Here is an 18,783-nt window from a genome sequence, read left to right as displayed (position 1 = left end):
GTCTCAGCAGCTGGAGCGTCATCATCCGTTGTTTACTAAGCAGATGACGGACGATGCTTCGCTTTCCTTCGATCGAACGGATCAGACGATCCTCGACGTGCTCCAGGTCGACGGGCGGACCACGATGACCGACCTCGCCCGGCTCGTGCATCTGTCCCAGCCGGCGGTGTCGGCGAGGGTCCGCAAGCTCGAGCTCGCCGGGTACATCACCGGCTACGGAGCTCGGGTGTCGCCGCAGAAGCTCGGGCTCACGACGCACGCCGTCGTCCGACTGCGGACGACCCACGCGCAGATCCAGGCGTCACTGACCCAGTTCGACGAGCTGCCGGAGATCCACCGGATCTACCGAGTGACCGGCGAAGACTGTTTCGTCCTCGATGTGCACGCGCCCTCGCCGGAACGCCTCGAGCAGATCATCGACGCCATCGGCCGGTTCGGTCCTGTCAGCACGGCCCTGGTGCTGCGCGAGTACCCGGCCCACCCCATCGCCAGCCGCTGAGTCTCCGTCAGCGGTACCACTCCTCGTCGCATCGGGGTGGTCGAGTGCACCCGGCGGCGACTACCGTTGACGGGTGTTCACAGCGATCAGCGTCGGCGACGGAATCGACATGCGGCCCTTGGGGCTCGGCGATGCGAAGGAGCTCGCTGCGGCGTACTCGCGGAACCGCGACCATCTGGCGCCGTGGGAGCCGGCTCGATCCGACGAGTTCTTCACCGAGGCCGGGCAATCGGCGGACCTCACCAGCAAGCTCGCGTCGAGTGCCGCCGGGACCGGATACTCCCTCGGCCTGTTCGACGGCTCGACCATCGTGGGCCGGTTCAACGTGTCGGGGATCGTCCGCGGCCCGTTCCAGAACGCCGGGTTGGGCTACTGGGTGGACGCGGAGTACGCGGGTAAGGGCCTCGCGACGGCGGCCGTGCAGGCGATCGTCCGGGTGGCGCGCGACGATCTCGGCCTGCACCGGGTCGAGGCGAGCACCCTGCTGCACAACCACGGTTCGCAACGGGTGCTCCGCAAAGCCGGGTTCGAGCACATCGGCATGGCGCCGTCCTATCTGCGGATCGCCGGCACCTGGCAGGACCACAACCTGTACCAGGTGATCCTGCACCGCTGACCATCCGGGACCGGGCGCCTTCGCTATCGTGAGCGCATGCTGATCAGACACCGGGACTGCGAACCGTCGATCCACGAGACCGCGACCGTCGCGTCGTCCGCCATGATCGTGGGCGATGTCAGGATCGAGGCGGGTGCTCGGATCCTGCACGGTGCGGTGGTGTCCGCCGAAGACGGCGAGGTCGTCATCGGCGAGGACACCGTCGTCATGGAGCACGCCCTGATCCGCGGACGGTCCGGTCACCCAGCGCTCATCGGAGCCGCCGTCATGATCGGGCCGCACACGCACGTCAACGGCAGCGTGGTGGCCGACGAGGCGTTCATCGCCACGGGTGCCTCGCTGTTCCCCGGCAGCCGAGTCGGGCACGGTGCTGAAGTCCGGATCAACGGTGTCGTCCAGGTCAACACCGTGCTGGAGCCGGGTGCCATGGTTCCCATCGGATGGGTCGCGGTCGGAACGCCGGCATCGATCCTCCCGCCCGAACGTCACGATGAGATCTGGGCGATCCAGCGACAGCTCGACTTCGGCGGGACCGTGTACGGCGTCGGACCCGAGGTGTCGATGCGCGAGCTCATGCGGCGGCAATCCGAGTTCTACGGGGCCCACGCAGGCGACGAGTCCGTCGGTCGCTGAGGCCTGTGGAGTTCCGCGCTTCCCCCATGCAGACTGGGGTGATGACAAACGCCCGTGTCGTCTCGGTCAGCAGCGATGATGAGCACCGTTTCTCCAAGCCGCGACGGGACGCGATCACGCTCGTCGCCGGGCTGGGTGTCGAGGGAGACGCGCATTTCGGTGCGACGGTGCAGCATCGATCCCGGGTGAGACGAGACCCCTCGCAGCCCAACCTCCGGCAGGTCCACCTGATCCACCGGGAGCTGTTCGCGGAGGTGGACGCCGACCTCACTCCGGGTGAGCTGGGCGAGAACATCACCACCGAGGGGCTGGACCTCCTCGACCTCCCCGCGGGTGCAGTGCTCCGACTCGGAACCGATGCCGTCGTTCAGGTGACGGGGCTGCGGAACCCGTGTGTCCAGATCGACCGCCACGAACCAGGCCTGCTCAAGCAGGTCGTCGGCACCGACGCGGAGGGTCGCACCGTCCGCAAGACGGGAGTCATGGGTGTGGTGCTCGTCGGCGGTGTCGTGCAGCCCGGTGACCCGATCACCGTGGAGCTGCCGGACGGAGCCCGCGAACCCCTCGAGCCGGTGTAGAGCCAGGCCGCGGTAGCGCGATGCGACGGCGCGCGTGGTTCCCGCCTACCGGAGTGCCAGCCGCGTCTGCGTGTGGGTCGCCCCTCCGTCGTTCTTCATGCTGCGGAGGAGGCGGTCGAGGGAGGCGGTGCCGGCGACGCGGATGTGGACGAGGTAGTCGTAGGCACCGGTGACGTGCACCGCGTCTTTGATCTCGGGGATCCGGCGGGTCCACTCCAGGAACTCCTCCGACTTGCGCGCGGGGTCGAGTCGGACGTCGATGAACGCCTCCAAGCCGTCCTCGGCGACCGGGGCATCGGAGCCGAGGATCGCACGGTACCCGGTGATGACGCCGCTGTGCTCCAGGCGACGCACACGGGCCGCCGTCGCATTCGTGCTCAAGCCGATCTGGCGACCGAGCTCACTGAACGATATCCGCCCGTCGACCCGCAGAACATCGATGATTTCACTGTCGAGCGCATCCATGCGACACAGTATGCCGTCTCACTGCCGGAACGCACTGTCGTGACCGGTGCACTGCACCAGAGTCGTCAGCATGGATGTCCTCCTCGCCCTCCTCTCCGGGTCCGTCGCCGGCCTCGCTCTTGCCGCTCCGCTCGGGGCGATCGGGATGCTGCTCCTCCAGGAGGGCATCACCCGCGGGCTGCGCAGTGGACTGCCTGCGGCCGCCGCTGTGGCGACGGTGGACGTGTCGTACTGCACGGCAGCCGTCGCTGCCGGTGCGCTCGCCGGTCCCATCGTGATCGGCTGGTCTCCCTGGCCGCAGCTCCTCGGTGGTGTCGCTGTCGTCGCACTCGGAGTGCACGGTCTCCTGCAGGGCCTCCGTGCGAAGCCGTCAGCCGGGGAACGGCCCGCAGGCCGCTCGGGCACCTCGCGTCAGCGGTACCTGCTCTTCCTCGGCCTGACGGCGATCAACCCGGCCACGCTGGTGTACTTCGCGGCGATCCTGACCGGGCTCGCCGAGTTCACGGCATCAGGGTCGACGGCGGCCGCCTTCATCGTGGGTGTCGGGCTCGCATCCTTCTGCTGGCAGACGCTGCTGGTCGCGCTCGGAGCCGGACTGCGGCGGAGGATGGGACCGGCGTTCCGGAAAAGGACGGCCATCGTCGGCAACGGCCTGATCGTCGCATTCGGTGTCGCCCTCATCATCCAGGCGCTGTGATCTTCGCCCTGTGAGCGTCGGCTCGTCCGGCGATCAGCGCCTCACCGGCACGTCCCCGCAGGCGTTCCGGGACGTCGGCGCGACGATCTGACCGCTCGAGGTCGTGCGGTGACGGCGGGCCGATTCGCTTCCCGATTCCCGTGAATCGAATATCGTATGTTGCGTTGCTTTGATGGGGTCATCGCAGTGATGCGTTCGGATTGAAGGGGGATGTCGGGTGACGGAATCGCGTGGGGGTACGCCGGCCGGTTGGTATGCGGACCCGTGGAACCCGACCGGGCAGCGGTACTGGAACGGCTCGGAGTGGACCCCGCAGGTGCACAGCGGAGTTCCGCAGCAGCAGCCGCCATCGCAGCCACGACCCGTGCAGCAGCCACCAGCCCCACAGCAGGCTCAGCGTCAGCCGCAGCAGCCACACCAGCCGAAGCGTCCTGGCAAACGGCGGGGCCGGACGATCGGCATCGTCACCGGGAGTGTCGCTATCGCGGCCGCGCTCGCCGTCGTGGCGGCGTTCGTCGTGGTCCCTGCCGTGACCGGCGGCGACGAGGGCCGTATCACCACCGACCAGTCCGCACTCTACGACTTCACCGCCCCACAGGCGGGCCTCGAACGCGACCACGAGTTCGAGATCGACGTCGACTACGACGTGAAGGCAGAGAACAAGAAGCGGGCGGACGCCGACGACCTCGACCGCGGCGGCAACGCACCCCCGTGGGCGTTCCAGGTCTTCTACGACGCGGCCCTGACGAAGCAGGCCGAGTACTCGGTGTACCAGTCCGACTCCGGTGGCGGCGTCACGATCTCCGGAACCGAACTCGGGAAGACGTTCGGGAAGACTGAGGCGGAAATCCTCGACGAAGCCGGAGCGTCCCGCGGCCGCTGGGGCCTGCACGACGAGTACTTCCTCGTAAGTCGGCTCGAGAAGGACGGCACCGAGCGGGACAAGCCGCTCGTGACCAAGTTCACCGTCGAGTCGGAGTACGCGGCACCCGAGGTGACCTTCGGGGCGGCCGACGACAGCGGCGGTGTCACGCTGTCCTGGGAGTCGGTGGAAGGCGCCGACACCTACCTGATCGTGCACCACGAGGTCACCAAGCGGGGTGACGGCGTCTTCAAGCTGGTGGCCGAGGTCGACGGGACCGAGTGGTCCTCCGCTGGCGACACCGAGAGCTTCGAGGCGAAGGAAGCCCCCTTCGTCAGTCGTCAGAACATCGGGCTGCAGGCCTACAACTACCGTTCGCAGACCGAGGACGACGTGACCGGCGGCGAGGAGCAGGACGCCGGCGAGGAGGAGATCGCCGCCGAGACGATCGGGTTCGACCTCGGCGTGATCGCCACCGACGGAACAGCCTTCTCCCCGTACAAGCCGTACGACTTCACCCGCTCCGCCGGATTCCTACCGCTCGAGGTCGCGTCGAACTCCACGCGGGCGCTGAAGAACTGGGGTGCCAGCGGCTACATCGAGGGCATCGAGAACGTGCAGAAGGTGCTGCCGTTCGTCTCCGTCGACGGGCGCACCCGCTCGACCGTCGCGTACCTCGATGACAGCGCCGTGCTCGACTACGGCGATCGATGGGTCGTCCCGCTCCGTGGGCGCAACACGCAGCTGGGGGAGTGGATCCCGATCACGAAGCGGTCGACCCCCGACCCGGTCGCAGCCATCGCCCAGTTCAACGCCGCAGCGCAGGAGGCTGCCCCGCCGACCGGCATGCCGCGGTTCGACGCCTTCGTGGCACCCGAGAACACCGACGCCGAACCGGTGTCCGAGGTGCCACCCACCGACTACCCGGTCTACGGCAGCACCGAGTTCACCCGGTTCCTCGCCGGGCACCTGATCGCCCAGACGAAGTCGATCGACATCTCCGAGTTCGTCGACACTCCGGGAGCGCCCGACCCGTACGACGCCGTGTACGAGGCGCGGGCCCAGAACCCCTACGTCTTCAACGTCAGCTACGTCGGACTCCGCGACGGGGGAGACACCCTGCTCGTGACGTATTCGCTGCCGAACGACGAGGTGGCGGCGCTGCAGGCGCAACTCAAGCAACGCGTCGACGAGGTCGTGGCGGCAGTGGCACCCGAGGGGCTGAGTGATCGGGAGAAGGTCACCGCGCTCAACGAGTGGCTCGTCTCGAATGCTGAGTACGACGACACCGCCTTCGCGACCCTGCAGGGCGACGCGTTCGACGGGGTCCCGGTCGGCTACGAGTACGCCTGGAACGCCACCGGGACGCTGCTGCAGGGGCTCGGCGTGTGTGCGAGCTACTCCTACGCCTTCAACGCGCTCGCGAACGCCGCGGTCGGGGCGTGAAGTGGTTGGGGGAGTTGGGCGTCGGGGTGGCTGTGGGGGCTTCTTGACAAAATAACTGAGTCTGCTCATAATTGAGCTAACTCGGGTCAATCCGGGGAATCGACCCGGAAGGAGCCCCCACCCATGAGGGCGTTCACCATCTCGAGCTATGCGTCCCCACTGCACGAGACCGAGGTGCCCGAGCCCGTCGTCGGCGCCGGCGACGTCCTGGTGCAGGTGCGGGCCGCCGGCCTCAACCAACTCGACGAGAAGATCCGTCTCGGCGAGTTCAAGCAGATCCTGCCGTACCAGTTGCCGATCATCCTCGGCCATGACGTCGCCGGCACCGTCATCCGCGTCGGTGCGCAGGTCAGCGGCTTCAAGCCCGGCGACGAGGTCTACGCGCGTCCTCGTGATCACCGGATCGGGACCTTCGCCGAGCGCATCGCCGTCGCAGAGGCGGATCTCGCGCTCAAGCCGGCGTCGATCAGCATGGTGGAGGCAGGATCCCTGCCGCTCGTCGCACTGACCGCCTGGCAGGCCCTCGTCGAGCTCGGCGACGTTCAGCCTGGTCAGCAGGTCCTCATCCACGCCGGTGCGGGCGGGGTCGGGTCGATCGCGATCCAACTCGCCAAGCAGCTCGGTGCTGAGGTCGCGACGACGGCCAGTGCCGCCAACGCGGACTTCGTGCGCGAACTCGGCGCGGACACCGTGATCGACTACCGCACCGAGGATTTCGAGCAGCTCCTCCAGGGGCACGACTTCGTGCTCGACAGCATCGGCGGCGAGAACCTCGAGAAGTCGCTCCGCATTCTCAAGCGCGGCGGGACGGCCGTCGGTATCGCCGGACCACCGACCCCGGACTTCGCCCGCTCCGCCGGCCTCAACGCGGTGCTCCGGCTCGCGATCTCCGCACTCAGCGGCAAGATCCGCAGGCAGGCCAAGCGGCTCGGCGTGAACTATCGGTTCCTCCTCATGCGGGCGAGTGGTGACCAGCTGCGGGAGATCACCGCCCTCGTCGACAGCGGCGCGATCCATCCCGTCGTCGGACGGGTGTTCCCCTTCCATGACACGGTGGAGGCCCTCGGCTCGCTCGCCGGTGGCGGCATCCGTGGGAAAGCCGTCATCGTGGCGTAGCCCGCGGACGAAAGCGCGCAAAATGCTCCCAAACGTCGTGCTTGGGAGCGTTTTGCGCGCTCTCGGAGCGTCAGCTGCGCACTGCTGCGAGCTGCGGGTAGACCGCCTCGAGTGTGGCGCTGAGCCCGGCCTTCAGCTGCACCGAGGTGTCGTCAGCGAGGACTTCGTACTCGCCGGCCTCCGTCGCGTCGAGCACCTTCGTCACGAGGACGGCGGGGTCGAGCTTCGGGTCGGTCGCGCCGGCGGCCATGGCCGTGTCCACATAGCCGACATGCACGCCGACGACATGCACGCCAGCGGGGGCGAGTTCGAGGCGCAGTGAGTTGGTCGCCGACCAGAGCGCGGCCTTCGTGGCGCTGTAGATGCCGGCGACGGCGTACCAGCTGAGGGCGGAGTGGATGTCGATGATCGCGGATCCGGTGTTGGCGGCGAGGATCGGAGCGAACGCGCGAGCGAGGAAGAGCGGGCCGAGGAAGTTGGTCTCCACGTTGGTGCGGATCTCCTCGTCGGTGTGCGACAGGATGCCGGGCGTCGACGCGTTCGTGCCGGCGTTGTTGATGAGGATCGTGACGTCGGGGGCCGAGGCGACGACGGCGGCGATCGAAGCGGGGTCGGTGACGTCGAGTGGGAGCGGGACGACACGCTCGTCGTCCCAGGTGCGCGGGCTCCGAGCCGTGGCGTAGACCTTGCTGGCGCCGCGTTCGAGGGCGTCGCGGACGAAGTTGGTCCCGATGCCGCCGTTCGCGCCGGTGACGAGGACGACTGCTCCGTTGAGTGAGGGCATGTGGCTGACCGTTCTGTTCGAGTGAGTGGTTCCGAAGTGGTCGTGGAACAATGAGCGACATCCAGCGATGCCGCGATCCAGTGACTATGCTCACAACTGAGCGCAATCATCTTCTATTCCCGAAGGACACCATGACCGTCGAATCCCGGCCGCTCGGTCGTCGCGAGCGCAACAAGCTCGACAAGCTCGAACGCATCACCGCGGCTGCCGGCGAGCTCTTCGCCGAGCACGGGGTCGACGACGTGACCACGCAGCAGATCGCCGACCGGGCCGACATCGGTACCGGCACGCTCTTCCTCTACGCGAAGACGAAGGGTGAGCTCCTGCTGCTCGTGCAGAACTCCACCTATGCGGATGCACTCGTCCGCGGGGTGGCCGACGCCGAGGCCGCGACCGACCCGCTCGCAGCGGTCATGGCGATCATCCGTCCGGTCGTGGAGTGCAATCGGAAGCAGGTCGACAACGGCCGCACCTACCTGCGGGAGATCGTCTTCGGCGATCCCGAGGAGCCGTATCACCGTGCCGCGCTCGCCCTCACCGTGCAGACCGAGGAGGCGATCGCCGCGGTGTTGCAACGAGACGACCTCATGGCCGCCGATCGCGCAGCGACGACGGCGCACATCGTGTCCGCGATCATGTTGGTCAGCATGGCGGCGACGATCAACGCCGGGAACACCATCGACGAGATCGTCGCTGAGATCGAAGCACAGGTGCGGGTGATCCTGCCGAGCTGAGCAGGCGACCCGCACGCCTGTCCCACGTGACGTGAACAACGGGTGAATCCGCCCGCTCACCCGTTGTCGATCCAGCGATCGAGGAGCAAGCTCGTCGCCGTGGACCCCATCATCCTGCTCTCGCTCGTCGTGATCACGGCACTCGCCTTCGACTTCACCAACGGCTTCCACGACACCGCGAACGCGATGGCGACCTCCATCGCCACCGGTGCGCTGTCGCCGAAGATCGCGGTCACCCTCTCAGCGGTGCTGAACCTCGTGGGCGCGTTCCTCAGCATCGAGGTCGCGCTCACCGTCACGAACGCGGTCGTGAAGATCCAGGACTCCTCGGGAGCTCCCGATCCCGCGCTCCTCGAGGGCGGCGGCTCGGCGCTCCTGCTGATCGTGCTCGCCGGGCTCATCGGCGGCATCATCTGGAACCTGCTCACCTGGCTGCTCGGTCTTCCGTCGAGCTCCTCGCACGCGCTCTTCGGCGGTCTCATCGGCTCGACGCTCGCTGGCCTCGGCCTGAACGGCGTGAACTGGGCCGGTGACGGCTCGAAGCTCGACGGCGTCGTCGGCAAGGTCATCCTCCCGGCGCTCATGTCGCCGTTGCTCGCCGGCGCGGTGGCTGCGATCGGCACCTGGCTCGTCTTCCGCGTCATCGGCAACCTCGCCCAGGGGCGTCTCCACCGCGGCTTCCGGATCGGGCAGATCGGCAGCGCGTCGCTCGTCTCGCTCGCCCACGGCACGAACGACGCACAGAAGACGATGGGCGTCATCACCCTCGCGCTCATCGCGGCCGGCGGCTGGGACGATACCGAGTCGGTCCCACTCTGGGTGAAGCTCGCGTGTGCCCTCGCGATCTCGCTCGGCACGTACATCGGCGGGTGGCGGATCATCCGCACCGTCGGCAAGGGCATCGTGGAATTGAACACGCCGCAGGGCATGGCCGCCGAGAGTTCCTCCGCCGCCGTCATCCTCGCGTCGAGCCACCTCGGCTTCGCCCTCAGCACCACGCACGTCGCGACCGGATCGATCCTCGGCTCCGGGGTCGGACGGCCAGGTGCGCAGGTGCGCTGGCGGGTGGCCCTGCGGATGGTCGTCGCCTGGATCATCACCCTCCCGGCTGCCGCGCTCATGGGCGCGGTGATGTGGTGGGTCGGTCACCTCGCGGGCGGGGCGATCGGCGGAATCCTCATGGTCGCGATCCTCGTGGGTGTCGCGCTCGCCATCTACCTGCGGTCGCGCCGCGACAGCATCGGATCCCACAACGTGAACGACGACTGGCAGGACGCCCCCGCCCGCTCGTCGCAGAAGACCGCAGCGTAAGGACGTCGGACATGTTCATGCTCTTCCTCGAAGCCGCCGCCCAGGTGGCCGTCATCGCGCTCGTGCTCGGCGCCGGGCTTCCCGCGCTCTTCGCGCTGGGTGTCCGCTCGTTCGCGGTCGCCGGAGGCGCCGGGTCCGACGACCGGAGCGGGTCGGGCACGCCGACGATCCCGTCGGGGCTCCTCCGTGCCATCGGCGTGCTGTGCTTCGCCGTCGTCGTCGCCGCAGTGCTGGTCGGACTCACGATCATCGTGGCCACCGGCCTGGGGCAGGAGGTCAGCTTCGACCACGTGTTCCCGACCTTCACCCCGAAGGGCTGAGGATGTCCTCCGAGAACGGGACAGACCTCACCGGCCACGGGTCCGGCGTGGTGGCGCGCGTGGTCGGCTGGCTCCGCGCCGGATACCCGACGGGTGTGCCCGAGCACGACTACGTGCCGCTGCTCGGTATCCTTCGACGGAGCCTCACGCCCGAGGAGCTGGACCAGGTCGTCGACAGATTGCTCATCGAGGCGGAGAACGCCGATGCGAGCGGTGAGCCGGTCGGCCACGATCGCCTGCGGGCGCGTGTCGAACAGCTGCTCCTCGGTCCGGCCCTCCCGGAGGACCTCGTCCGCGTCTCCGCTCGGCTCGCGAGCGCGGGGTGGCCGCTCGGGAGCCCGGACGACGTCCGTGCTGTGGCGGCCGACGATGACGACGCCGGTCGGGAGGCGCGCGCGACCCTCCTCGAGGAACGCGGAGGGCTGGTCGCGCGCATCGTGCGCTGGCTTCGAGCCGGGTACCCTGCGGGATTCCCCGACCAGGACTTCGTCCCGCTCGTGGCGCTCCTCCGTCGGCGGCTGAGCGACGCCGAGGTGGCCGAGGTGGGTGCGCGCCTCGCCGCTGAGGGCGACACGTCGCTCAGTCGGGTCGACGTCGCGACCGCGATCGCGCGGGTCACCGCGGAGCTGCCGAGCGATGAGGACGTGGAGCGTGTCCGCCGGTCGCTCGCCGAACACGGGTGGCCGAGCGACTTCGCGGTCTGACGGTCGAGTCGTGGTGCGGGGGTGACGACCACCGTGTCCTCACCCGTGGCCGGTGTCGGGGGCCCGTCGTAGGTTCGGCTCGTGCCGGAACGTGTGGAAGCGTGGTGGGCCCGTCGTCAGTGGTCGAAGGGTCTCGAGACCCCGTACCCGGTTGGCGCCTACCGACAGGCCTGGGCGTCGTTCCCCGCGCTGTGGCGTCAGTACCACGCGGATCTCAACGCCGGCATCGTCCTCAGCCAGGTGCCGCCGGCGGCCGATGTCCTGCTGCAGTGGCAGTGCGACCGGGGGCACCGGTTCGTCGCAACGCCGGCCGAGCAGCGCTCGCGGCCCGGACGCGAGCGTCGCCGCAGTGCGTGGTGCCCGGAATGCTCCGATGAGGCGGATCCGTCGAGGATCGTCGCACTGCCGATGCGGGAGTCGGTGACCGATCCGGTGCCCGCGGTCGCCGGGCTCATCCGGGAGCGTCGTGCGCGCCCGAAGCCGTCGCTGTGCGAGAAGACCCCCGACCTGCCGGTGGGGGAGGCCTTCACGTCCGTGTGCGCGCCGAAGCCGGCGTCCGCTGTCGAGGCTCAGCTGCGCGCGGACGTCCACGAGCGACTCGCGCTGACCGAAGGACTGAACGCCGTGCGGGTGCAGCGTCCGTTCTTCCAACACCTGGAGGTGTGGCCCGACCTGGTCTATCCGGAGCTACGCATCGCCATCGAGTACGACAGCATCGGCCGGCACGGTCTCGAGCACGTCGGACGCCGCGAGGAAGTGGATCGACGAAAGGACCGCGCGTTGCGGTCCGCCGGCTGGGAGGTGGTCCGCCTTCGCACCGGGAAGCTCGAGCCCCTCGGGCCCTTCGATCTCCAGCTCTCGTCGTGGAACAGTCGAGCCCTCGGACGCCTGATCGACACGCTCAGGGCCATCCGGGGTCCGTTGCTGGTCGACGCGTATCTGCGGTGAGTCCATCAGCGGGACGAGAGTGCGCGAAACGCCCCCATGAGCGGCGTTTGGGAGCGTTTTGTGCACTCTCGCCGGAATGAGATGCGTTACCCTCATCGCAGAGGGAAAAATCCCGTCGTGCTTCGGCTGGCGGAAACGCGCACGCGGCTCACGGGAGCCGTCACTTCTTCATCGAAGGAGTGCGCCCATGTTCGAACCCTCAACCTCCGCGGCTGTCGAAGACTCGCCCCCACGCCTCCGCGACGCGTGGGTCGCGCTGGCCGGCCTCTCGGCCGTGTTCCTGTTCGAGATGCTCGACAACTCCGTCCTGAACGTCGCCCTCCCGACCATCGGCCGTGAGCTCGCGGCATCCACCGCGTCGCTGCAGTGGGTGTCGGGGGCGTACTCGGTCGCGTTCGGTGGACTGATGCTGCTCTTCGGTGCGGTCGCCGACCGGTTCGGCCGGCGTCGGGTCATGCTGATCGGCCTGACGTTGCTCGCCGTCGTCAGCGTGCTGACCGTGTTCGTCGCCTCGGTGGAGCAGTTGATCGCCGTGCGCGCGCTCATGGGTGTCGCCGCGGCGATGACGACCCCGGGATCCATGGCGCTGGCGTTCCGTCTGTTCGAGCAGGACGACCTCCGTGTTCGGGCGCTCACGGTCATCTCGACCGCCGGATTGGTGGGCCTCGCGGCCGGCCCGACGATCGGTGGCTTCGTGCTCGCCGTGGCACCGTGGCAGGTGCTCATCGTCGCCAACGCCCCGATCGCGGTGATCGCCTGGATCGGGATCCGCGCCGGGATCGTTGCCGACGAGCGGTCGCACCTGCACCGGGACCGGATCGACGTGCTCGGCGCTGTGCTCGGGACCGCGACCGTCGTCGGCGTCCTCCTCACCCCGACCCTGTTCGTCGCCGGCACCGACGTCGTAGCGGCCTGGGGTGCGGCGGCGGCAACGGTGATCGCCGCGATCGGCTTCGTGGTCAGGGAGCGCACCGCTCGCCACCCGTTGCTGGATCTTCGTCTCGTGGCTCAGCCGCTCGTGGCCTCCGGCTTGGCGTACAAGGCCGCCGCCGGGCTGGCGATGGCCGGCTTGTCGTACTTGGCGACCCTGCAGCTGCAGTTCGCCTGGGGGTGGCCGCCGGCCCTGGCCGCTGTCGCGATGCTCCCGCAGGTCGTGGTGTTGTTGGCGAGCGGTCGCTTTGTCGGTCCGTTCGTGCACCGCGTGGGACTCGATCGTGCGGCATGGATGAGCGCTGCCGCGGTCGTCTCGGGGCTTGCCGTGTTCGCGCTCCTGAGCCGGTTCGGCTACCCGTGGGTCCTCGTCGCACTCGTCCTCGTCGCCGCCGGGATGCGGGTGGTCGGAGTCGTCGCTGGCAACAACGTCCTCCGCGGCCTCCCCGCGGACCGCACGTCCATCGGTGCGGCCCTCGTCGACACCGCGAGCGAGATCGCCACCGCTGTCGGGATCGCCGCGACCGGGACCATCCTCGCTGCGGTCGTCGGCGGCGGCATCACGACGATGGTCTTCACCGGGGCCCGACTGGCGGCCTTCCAGGAGGCGGTCCTCATCGCAGGCCTGGCCATCACCGCCCTCGCCGCAGCTCTCGTCGCCCTCGGCGTCCATCGCTCACGTTCCATCCCCTTCCCGCACACCGCTCAGGAGTCCTCCCATGTCTGATCTCTCGCCCCGCCCGCCCTTCGACCCCGAACTGGTCCCGTTCCTCGCCGCGCTCGAGGCGCGCGGACCGTTCACCCTGACGACCGAGATGCTCCCGAGGATGCGCAGCCTCGAGACGACCGAGGAGGCCCTCGACGAACGGCTGCGCTCCCGGGGGTTCGAGCGGCGCTCACTGACGGTGCCCGGCCATCTCGGGGATCCGATCACGCTCGCTGTCATCCAGCGGATCGGGCGCTCGGGCGCGACGACGGCGGTCTACACGATCCACGGCGGCGGGATGATGTTCGGCCATCACCTCGGCAACCTCGAGTCCTACGACGACTGGCTCCTGAACGACCACGACGTGGTGCTCATCAGCGTCGACTACCGCCTCGCCCCCGAGTACCCCGACCCGTACCCGGTGGAGGACTGCTATGCCGGACTCGTGTGGGTCGCGGAGCACGCGGATGAACTCGGTATCGACCCGGACCGCATCGTGATCGCCGGGCAGAGCGCTGGCGGCGGGCTCGCGGCCGGCACCGCCCTGCTCGCCCGGGACCGCCGCGGGCCGGCCCTGTTCGGGCAGATCCTCGTCTCGCCCATGCTCGACGACCGCGATGCCACCGTGTCGACGAAGCAGATCGACGGGGTCGGGGTCGCAGATCGGCAGATGACCCGGTTCGGCTGGGACGCGTACCTCGGACCCCGCCGTGCCGGTGAAGACGTGTCGATCTCCGCCGCACCGGCGCGGGCGACCGACCTCGTCGGCCTTCCACGCACCTACATCGACTGTGGCAGCGCCGAGGTGTTCCGTGACGAGACGGTCGCCTACGCCAGCGCGATGTGGGCTGCGGGTGGCGACGCGGAACTGCACGTCTGGCCGGGGGCGTTCCACGGCTTCACGAGCATGGTGCCGAATGCCGCCATCTCGCGGGCCGCCATCTCGGCCCTGGCCGACTGGACGCGGCGACTGCTCGGAACACCCGCCGGCGAGGTCGCTCTGCCGGGTGCATCATGAACCAGTGAACTGCGCCACGGTGTCCCAGGCCAGCTTCACGATGAGGATGGACAGGGTCACCAGGAACACGATCCGCACGAAGCCGCTTCCGCGACTCGTAGCCATCCGGGCGCCGATGAACCCGCCGGTGATGTTCATCACGGCCATGGCGAGACCGAGCGCGAGCAGGACCTCGCCGTGCACCCCGTACACGACGAGGGCAGCGAGGTTCGTGGTGAGGTTGGCGATCTTCGCGTTCACGCTGGCTTGCAGGAAGCCGTACCCCAGCACGCCGACGATGAGGATGACGAAGAACGAACCCGTTCCCGGTCCGAGGATGCCGTCGTAGAAGCCCACCAGCAGGCCGATCATCGCCGCCCGCCAGGCGACGGCGGTGGCGCGGTCGTGGCGGGGTTCGTGGTGCAGGCCCATGGTCGGCTTGAAGAGGGTGTACAGCGCCACGGCGATCACGGCCACGAGCACGATGGGCGTCAACACCTCCCGAGGGACGTACCGCGATAAGGCGGCACCGACGGTCGACCCGGCGTAGGCCCCGGCGACGAGAGGCGCCAGCAGCACGAGCTGCACCCTGATCTTGCGCAGGTACACCCAGCTCGCCGAGAGGGTGCCGAAGAACGACGACAGCTTGTTCGTGCCCAGGATGAACGGGGTCGCGACGTCGCTCGGAACGGCGATGACGAGCGCGGGCAACTGGATGAGTCCGCCGCCGCCGACGACCGCGTCGACCCAGCCGGCCACTCCCGCCGCGACGAGGAGGAGGACGAGCGCGGCCACCGAGACGGGGAGCCATTCGGCGATCAGCGGTCCATCGAGCACAGTCGCCCAGCCTAATCGTCAGAGTGACGATCCAGCGGGCGGACGTCGAACGGCGTCTTCGAGGATTCAGGCGATCCTGATGCATTCACATCTGCTTATATGTACAGATGAACGAGGATCTCGAACCCGCTGCCGAGTTGTTCAAGGCGCTGTCCTCATCCTCGCGGCTGCGGTTGCTGCGCATCCTGGCAAGCGGTACGTCCACGGTCGGTCAGCTCGCGGAACAGAGCCAGTTGTCGCAGCCGTTGGTCTCGCAGCATCTGCGGACGCTGCGATCAGCCGGCCTCGTCTCCGTGCAGCGGATCGGTCGAGAGGCGCACTACGACGTCGCTGACGTGCACGTCTCGCACATCGTCGACGATGCCGTGCAGCACGCGCTCGAGGGATAGCGAGAACCACTATCGATTAGCTGCATGTATTGCAATTCGCTTATGAATGAGATGTACTGATGACGCGTCGCCGCCCGTCGCGACACCCGATCTCTTCCTTCGAAAGGCAACCATGAGCACGACTGACATCCACGCCGAGCACTCCGTCACCGAGCACGAGCACGGAACGGACTGCGGCCACGAGGCCGTCCAGCACGACGACCACACCGACTACGTGCACGGCACGCACCACCACGCCCTGCATGACGGTCACTACGACGAGCACGAGAGCGTCGCCGAGCACACCGTCGCCGACCACGAGCACGGTGCGGCATGCGGTCACGACGCCGTCGACCACGACGGTCACGTCGACTACGTGCACGACGGCCACCAGCACGCGGCGCACGGCGAGCACTACGACGAGCACTGATCACTCGTCGTCGCACGACGCACGAGGGGGCCGGCTTTCGAGTCGGCCCCCTCGTGCCGTTGGCGGGCTGGCGTTCGGTCAGTCCTCCGTCAGTCGTTGTTCCTCGCTGGCCGTTACGCTCGCTGCATGGAACCGGACTGGATCGAACATCGGCGCTCGGAGGACCGAGAGCGGCTGGGGTGGATGAAGCCTGTCGGTGAGGGGTTCGTCGTCATCGATCTCCTGGGGCGCCAGCGAACCGATGCGCTGGATTGGTTCCATGCCGAGGAGGCGCTCGACGAGATCGGCATGGGCTATCTGGCCGACCCGCACGAGCTTCGTCTGGAGGACGGCTCCTGGTTGCGGGTTCGGATCGCCGAGGTCTCGACCGCCGGGATTCGAGTGAAGAAGGACGACTGGGGCGACATGACCGCCACGCAGCTGTACTACGAGGTCTCCTTCCCCGTGACCGAGGATCAGCTGCGACCGTTGCCGCGCTGAGCGGCATGGCGGCCCGCACGCTCTGGGCCACCACGGCCGGATGTCGGGATCGCCGTCAGCGGGGCATGGAGCAGCGTTGTCAGTTGCTGATCCGGAGCTCCTGCTGGGCGTATCGCAGGTCATCGGCCTGGGCGAGCATGAACCGGGCGAGGTCGGTGCGAGCGATGCGCAAACGGACCCGGTCGCCGGATCCGCTCGCGGTGCGCACCCTGACCGTTCCCGTTCCGGGCTTGTCGTGGGGCATCGTGACGACCACGGTCGTCCAGTCGCGATCAGAGCCGCGAATGGCCTCGCCCACCTCGGTGGACTCGGGCCCCAACCTGAGCAGGGCGTAGCTCGCTCTGCTCAATGCCCGCATCAGCGGGCTGCGGGGGATCAGAATGCTCGGCCCCCAACTGAAGACGAGTCGGCGGACCCCGTGCGCGCGCATCGCGGCCACGATGTTGCGCGTTCCGGCTGCGACGGGCAGGTCCTTGGACCCGCCGACGATCTGCGGCGTCAGGGTGGCCAGGACGGCGTCGGCACCGCGCACGACGTCCTCAACGGCGACCGCGTCGGTCAGCTCGCCCTGCACGACCCGCAGTCGGTCGTGGCGCAGGTCGAGCTTCGCCGGATTGCGGATGAACGCCACCACGTCATGCCCGGCGGCGAGTGCCTGTTCGACCAGGCGGATACCGGTGCGCCCGGTGGCGCCGAAGATGATCAGCTTCATGACGTCTCCCTTGCGAAGCCTGTGGGTCAGCCGTTGTAGGCGACGTAGTGCAGCTCGGCCTGCTGACGCTCGTCGTGCAACTGCGCCAGGGCCTCCGCGATGACCTCGGGCTCGGCGTCGGGGTGGCCGCCTCCGATGAGTGCGGTGATGCCCAGGTGTGCGACGTAGACGCCCTTCGGTTGCAGTGCGTTGTGCAGGTTGAGGGCCCAGTTGCGAAGTCCCGCTGCGGCGATGTTCACGTTGCCGAGGAAGGGCATGGGGCTGATGGATCCGCCGCCGGTCGTGATGAGGACGGTCCCCTTGCCTGCTGCGATCATGTCCGGCAGCACTGTCCCGACGGCGGCGAGCGCGCCCCCGAGATAGAAGTCGATCTGTGGTTGCAGGTTCTCCATCGTCACCTCGAGGACGTCGACGGGCGTGAGGGACGGGTCCGCGGGCGAGAACTCGAGCACGTCGATCGGGCCAAGCGTGTCCGTGATCGAACGCAGGGCGGCGGTGACGGTGTCCGGTCGGCTGATGTCGGCAGCGAACCCGTGAGCGGTGATGCCTTCGCCCGCGAGGGTCTGGGCGAGCGAGTCGAGCTTGGACTGCGTTCGTGCGACCAGCGCGACGTCGAAGCCCCTGCGTCCGAAGGCGCGGGCGATCTCGAGGCCGAGGCCTGGGCCGGCTCCGATGATGGTGATGAGCGGCATGATGTGTCCTTTCGAATCCCACGGGTTCGTGGGGCGTTGCGTCGTTGAGCTAAGTTGAGGGTGTCCTCAAACAAGCTCGAGCATAACTTGAGACCACCCTCAATATCCATAGGAGCCAGCATGACCGCGGAACGGAGTCTGCGTCGCGATGCTCAGTCGAACGTCGAGAAACTGCACGCGGCGGCGCTGACGGTGTTCTCGGATCGAGGTCTGTCCGCTCCGTTGGAGGACATCGCGAAAGCAGCCGGGGTGAGCATCGGCACGCTCTACAACCGAGTGGGGTCGCGCGATCAGTTGATCGATGCCGTCATCCCCGCGGTCGTGGGGGAGAAGCTCCTCGCGCTCAAAGAACGGACCATGGCGGAGCCGACTCCGCGAGCGCGGCTGGAGAGGTTCGTCACCTGCATGATCGACCTGCAGCTCAGCGATCCGGCCCTCAACGACGCAATGCTCCGGCGGTTCCCCGACGCAACGGCGCTCATCAACGCCTGCGATCGGTCAACGGCCCTCGGGGCGGAACTCATCGAGGATGCGCACGCCGCCGGTGTCCTCTCCCAGGACTTCACGACCGAAGACCTCATGGCGGTGTTGTGGATGGCGGGCACGGCGAGTCACGACCCGAGAGCGCCGTCCGGATGGCGACGACTCGTCGAGCGTGGTGTCGCTGCCGCCTGGATCGAGTAGACCCGGCGGCTGACGGTCGCCGTCACCAGCGCGACGTTCACGGGTCCGTGCGGCTGCAGCTGGGCGCCGGGGTGGCGGCCTCGGCTCTCGACCTCCGCCTGTGGGCGCTCGTGGACCTCGTCATCACTGTGCTGTCCTGACGACGACTTTGATTAATTAGTCATGAAAGTCCTTGACCTCTGGAGAAAGACAGGGGAGCCTGTTGAGACCGGCGCTTCAACGAGGAAGCGCGAG

23 protein-coding genes and 1 pseudogene are annotated in these 18,783 nt (G+C 68.3%); 19 read left to right on the top strand and 5 right to left on the bottom strand.

Annotated features, from left to right (window positions below):
• Positions 1-43 precede the first annotated feature (43 nt).
• The 4 genes from ACQ3HE_RS09300 (at position 44) to ACQ3HE_RS09285 (ending at position 2,326) form a co-directional block, all read left to right on the top strand.
• Positions 44-499 (top strand): Lrp/AsnC family transcriptional regulator, encoded by a 456-nt coding sequence (locus ACQ3HE_RS09300; RefSeq protein WP_192019422.1) that lies wholly within the window; start codon positions 44-46, stop codon positions 497-499.
• A 109-nt stretch (positions 500-608) separates the two neighbouring features.
• Positions 609-1,115, top strand: a complete 507-nt coding sequence (locus tag ACQ3HE_RS09295; RefSeq protein ID WP_086473149.1) for a GNAT family N-acetyltransferase — start codon at positions 609-611, stop codon at positions 1,113-1,115.
• A gap of 36 nt (positions 1,116-1,151) precedes the next feature.
• Entirely contained in the window at positions 1,152-1,748 is a 597-nt protein-coding gene (locus ACQ3HE_RS09290) for a gamma carbonic anhydrase family protein (RefSeq protein ID WP_430892382.1), read from the top strand.
• Positions 1,749-1,789: 41 nt separating this feature from the next.
• Positions 1,790-2,326 carry an MOSC domain-containing protein gene (locus ACQ3HE_RS09285; RefSeq protein WP_430892380.1) on the top strand — a complete coding sequence of 179 codons (537 nt, stop codon included), beginning with the start codon at positions 1,790-1,792 and terminating at the stop codon, positions 2,324-2,326.
• Positions 2,327-2,371: 45 nt separating this feature from the next.
• On the opposite strand, the gene ACQ3HE_RS09280 is transcribed toward ACQ3HE_RS09285, so the two are convergent.
• Positions 2,372-2,791 (bottom strand): Lrp/AsnC family transcriptional regulator, encoded by a 420-nt coding sequence (locus ACQ3HE_RS09280; RefSeq protein WP_430892378.1) that lies wholly within the window; start codon positions 2,789-2,791, stop codon positions 2,372-2,374.
• Between the two features lie 70 nt (positions 2,792-2,861).
• Between ACQ3HE_RS09280 and ACQ3HE_RS09275 the strand changes: the two genes are divergently transcribed.
• The 4 genes and pseudogenes from ACQ3HE_RS09275 (at position 2,862) to ACQ3HE_RS09260 (ending at position 6,912) form a co-directional block, all read left to right on the top strand.
• Complete coding sequence (locus ACQ3HE_RS09275) at positions 2,862-3,488, top strand: LysE family transporter (RefSeq protein ID WP_430892377.1); 627 nt, start codon at positions 2,862-2,864, stop codon at positions 3,486-3,488.
• A 217-nt stretch (positions 3,489-3,705) separates the two neighbouring features.
• Positions 3,706-3,816 (top strand): annotated as a pseudogene (locus ACQ3HE_RS09270) (DUF2510 domain-containing protein); the annotation flags it as partial.
• A 36-nt stretch (positions 3,817-3,852) separates the two neighbouring features.
• Positions 3,853-5,796, top strand: a complete 1,944-nt coding sequence (locus ACQ3HE_RS09265; RefSeq protein ID WP_430893092.1) for a hypothetical protein — start codon at positions 3,853-3,855, stop codon at positions 5,794-5,796.
• A 123-nt stretch (positions 5,797-5,919) separates the two neighbouring features.
• Positions 5,920-6,912 carry an NADP-dependent oxidoreductase gene (locus ACQ3HE_RS09260; protein ID WP_430892376.1) on the top strand — a complete coding sequence of 331 codons (993 nt, stop codon included), beginning with the start codon at positions 5,920-5,922 and terminating at the stop codon, positions 6,910-6,912.
• A gap of 70 nt (positions 6,913-6,982) precedes the next feature.
• Here ACQ3HE_RS09260 and ACQ3HE_RS09255 read toward each other — a convergent pair whose 3' ends face one another.
• Positions 6,983-7,696, bottom strand: coding sequence for an SDR family oxidoreductase (locus tag ACQ3HE_RS09255; RefSeq protein WP_430892375.1), 714 nt, complete (start codon positions 7,694-7,696; stop codon positions 6,983-6,985).
• Positions 7,697-7,827: 131 nt separating this feature from the next.
• Here ACQ3HE_RS09255 and ACQ3HE_RS09250 point away from each other — a divergent pair, with 131 nt between their 5' ends.
• From ACQ3HE_RS09250 to ACQ3HE_RS09220, 7 genes are all read left to right on the top strand, one after another.
• On the top strand, positions 7,828-8,430 hold the full coding sequence (locus ACQ3HE_RS09250; RefSeq protein WP_430892374.1) for a TetR/AcrR family transcriptional regulator: 603 nt from the start codon (positions 7,828-7,830) through the stop codon (positions 8,428-8,430).
• A gap of 99 nt (positions 8,431-8,529) precedes the next feature.
• On the top strand, positions 8,530-9,741 hold the full coding sequence (locus tag ACQ3HE_RS09245) for an inorganic phosphate transporter (RefSeq protein WP_138946111.1): 1,212 nt from the start codon (positions 8,530-8,532) through the stop codon (positions 9,739-9,741).
• Between the two features lie 11 nt (positions 9,742-9,752).
• Positions 9,753-10,061 (top strand): hypothetical protein, encoded by a 309-nt coding sequence (locus tag ACQ3HE_RS09240; RefSeq protein WP_430892373.1) that lies wholly within the window; start codon positions 9,753-9,755, stop codon positions 10,059-10,061.
• 2 nt (positions 10,062-10,063) lie between these two features.
• A complete protein-coding gene (locus ACQ3HE_RS09235; RefSeq protein WP_430892372.1) occupies positions 10,064-10,765 on the top strand; it encodes a DUF3349 domain-containing protein in 702 nt (233 codons plus the stop codon).
• A gap of 81 nt (positions 10,766-10,846) precedes the next feature.
• On the top strand, positions 10,847-11,713 hold the full coding sequence (locus tag ACQ3HE_RS09230; protein ID WP_430892371.1) for a hypothetical protein: 867 nt from the start codon (positions 10,847-10,849) through the stop codon (positions 11,711-11,713).
• Between the two features lie 187 nt (positions 11,714-11,900).
• Positions 11,901-13,370, top strand: a complete 1,470-nt coding sequence (locus ACQ3HE_RS09225; protein ID WP_430892370.1) for an MFS transporter — start codon at positions 11,901-11,903, stop codon at positions 13,368-13,370.
• Positions 13,363-14,367, top strand: coding sequence for an alpha/beta hydrolase fold domain-containing protein (locus ACQ3HE_RS09220; protein WP_430892369.1), 1,005 nt, complete (start codon positions 13,363-13,365; stop codon positions 14,365-14,367). Before ACQ3HE_RS09225 ends, ACQ3HE_RS09220 begins: the two co-directional genes overlap by 8 nt.
• Here the strand turns inward: ACQ3HE_RS09220 and ACQ3HE_RS09215 are convergent.
• Complete coding sequence (locus ACQ3HE_RS09215; protein WP_430892368.1) at positions 14,362-15,183, bottom strand: sulfite exporter TauE/SafE family protein; 822 nt, start codon at positions 15,181-15,183, stop codon at positions 14,362-14,364. The two genes, ACQ3HE_RS09220 and ACQ3HE_RS09215, sit on opposite strands and share 6 nt — an antisense overlap.
• Positions 15,184-15,290: 107 nt before the next feature.
• On the opposite strand from ACQ3HE_RS09215, the gene ACQ3HE_RS09210 reads away from it, so the two are divergent.
• From ACQ3HE_RS09210 to ACQ3HE_RS09200, 3 genes are all read left to right on the top strand, one after another.
• On the top strand, positions 15,291-15,572 hold the full coding sequence (locus tag ACQ3HE_RS09210; protein ID WP_430892367.1) for an ArsR/SmtB family transcription factor: 282 nt from the start codon (positions 15,291-15,293) through the stop codon (positions 15,570-15,572).
• Positions 15,573-15,684: 112 nt separating this feature from the next.
• Positions 15,685-15,981, top strand: a complete 297-nt coding sequence (locus tag ACQ3HE_RS09205; protein WP_079704758.1) for a hypothetical protein — start codon at positions 15,685-15,687, stop codon at positions 15,979-15,981.
• A gap of 126 nt (positions 15,982-16,107) precedes the next feature.
• Positions 16,108-16,461: a hypothetical protein gene (locus ACQ3HE_RS09200; protein WP_079704759.1), complete on the top strand. Its 354-nt coding sequence runs from the start codon at positions 16,108-16,110 to the stop codon at positions 16,459-16,461.
• Positions 16,462-16,540: 79 nt separating this feature from the next.
• Here the strand turns inward: ACQ3HE_RS09200 and ACQ3HE_RS09195 are convergent, their stop codons facing one another.
• Both ACQ3HE_RS09195 and ACQ3HE_RS09190 read right to left on the bottom strand, forming a co-directional pair.
• Entirely contained in the window at positions 16,541-17,173 is a 633-nt protein-coding gene (locus ACQ3HE_RS09195) for an NAD(P)-dependent oxidoreductase (protein ID WP_430892366.1), read from the bottom strand.
• A 26-nt stretch (positions 17,174-17,199) separates the two neighbouring features.
• Positions 17,200-17,865 carry an SDR family NAD(P)-dependent oxidoreductase gene (locus ACQ3HE_RS09190; protein WP_086472880.1) on the bottom strand — a complete coding sequence of 222 codons (666 nt, stop codon included), beginning with the start codon at positions 17,863-17,865 and terminating at the stop codon, positions 17,200-17,202.
• A 120-nt stretch (positions 17,866-17,985) separates the two neighbouring features.
• Between ACQ3HE_RS09190 and ACQ3HE_RS09185 the strand changes: the two genes are divergently transcribed.
• Positions 17,986-18,549, top strand: coding sequence for a TetR/AcrR family transcriptional regulator (locus ACQ3HE_RS09185; protein WP_086472881.1), 564 nt, complete (start codon positions 17,986-17,988; stop codon positions 18,547-18,549).
• The last annotated feature ends 234 nt before the right edge of the window (positions 18,550-18,783 follow it).

It is taken from the genome of Plantibacter auratus (assembly GCF_050587365.1).
GTDB lineage: Bacteria > Actinomycetota > Actinomycetes > Actinomycetales > Microbacteriaceae > Plantibacter > Plantibacter auratus.
This window is presented reverse-complemented; position numbering and strand designations above follow the sequence as displayed.

Excerpts from the sequence above, each read along its gene's own strand:
- ACQ3HE_RS09240 (WP_430892373.1), top strand. The coding sequence starts at position 9,753 with ATGTTCATGCTCTTCCTCGAAGCCGCCGCCCAGGTGGCCGTCATCGCG.
- ACQ3HE_RS09225 (WP_430892370.1), top strand. The coding sequence starts at position 11,901 with ATGTTCGAACCCTCAACCTCCGCGGCTGTCGAAGACTCGCCCCCACGC.
- ACQ3HE_RS09190 (WP_086472880.1), bottom strand. The coding sequence starts at position 17,865 with ATGCCGCTCATCACCATCATCGGAGCCGGCCCAGGCCTCGGCCTCGAG.
- ACQ3HE_RS09300 (WP_192019422.1), top strand. The coding sequence starts at position 44 with ATGACGGACGATGCTTCGCTTTCCTTCGATCGAACGGATCAGACGATC.
- ACQ3HE_RS09185 (WP_086472881.1), top strand. The coding sequence starts at position 17,986 with ATGACCGCGGAACGGAGTCTGCGTCGCGATGCTCAGTCGAACGTCGAG.
- ACQ3HE_RS09295 (WP_086473149.1), top strand. The coding sequence starts at position 609 with ATGCGGCCCTTGGGGCTCGGCGATGCGAAGGAGCTCGCTGCGGCGTAC.
- ACQ3HE_RS09205 (WP_079704758.1), top strand. The coding sequence starts at position 15,685 with ATGAGCACGACTGACATCCACGCCGAGCACTCCGTCACCGAGCACGAG.
- ACQ3HE_RS09235 (WP_430892372.1), top strand. The coding sequence starts at position 10,064 with ATGTCCTCCGAGAACGGGACAGACCTCACCGGCCACGGGTCCGGCGTG.
- ACQ3HE_RS09195 (WP_430892366.1), bottom strand. The coding sequence starts at position 17,173 with ATGAAGCTGATCATCTTCGGCGCCACCGGGCGCACCGGTATCCGCCTG.
- ACQ3HE_RS09280 (WP_430892378.1), bottom strand. The coding sequence starts at position 2,791 with ATGGATGCGCTCGACAGTGAAATCATCGATGTTCTGCGGGTCGACGGG.
- ACQ3HE_RS09290 (WP_430892382.1), top strand. The coding sequence starts at position 1,152 with ATGCTGATCAGACACCGGGACTGCGAACCGTCGATCCACGAGACCGCG.
- ACQ3HE_RS09255 (WP_430892375.1), bottom strand. The coding sequence starts at position 7,696 with ATGCCCTCACTCAACGGAGCAGTCGTCCTCGTCACCGGCGCGAACGGC.
- ACQ3HE_RS09210 (WP_430892367.1), top strand. The coding sequence starts at position 15,291 with ATGAACGAGGATCTCGAACCCGCTGCCGAGTTGTTCAAGGCGCTGTCC.
- ACQ3HE_RS09220 (WP_430892369.1), top strand. The coding sequence starts at position 13,363 with ATGTCTGATCTCTCGCCCCGCCCGCCCTTCGACCCCGAACTGGTCCCG.
- ACQ3HE_RS09285 (WP_430892380.1), top strand. The coding sequence starts at position 1,790 with ATGACAAACGCCCGTGTCGTCTCGGTCAGCAGCGATGATGAGCACCGT.
- ACQ3HE_RS09250 (WP_430892374.1), top strand. The coding sequence starts at position 7,828 with ATGACCGTCGAATCCCGGCCGCTCGGTCGTCGCGAGCGCAACAAGCTC.
- ACQ3HE_RS09200 (WP_079704759.1), top strand. The coding sequence starts at position 16,108 with ATGGAACCGGACTGGATCGAACATCGGCGCTCGGAGGACCGAGAGCGG.
- ACQ3HE_RS09275 (WP_430892377.1), top strand. The coding sequence starts at position 2,862 with ATGGATGTCCTCCTCGCCCTCCTCTCCGGGTCCGTCGCCGGCCTCGCT.
- ACQ3HE_RS09260 (WP_430892376.1), top strand. The coding sequence starts at position 5,920 with ATGAGGGCGTTCACCATCTCGAGCTATGCGTCCCCACTGCACGAGACC.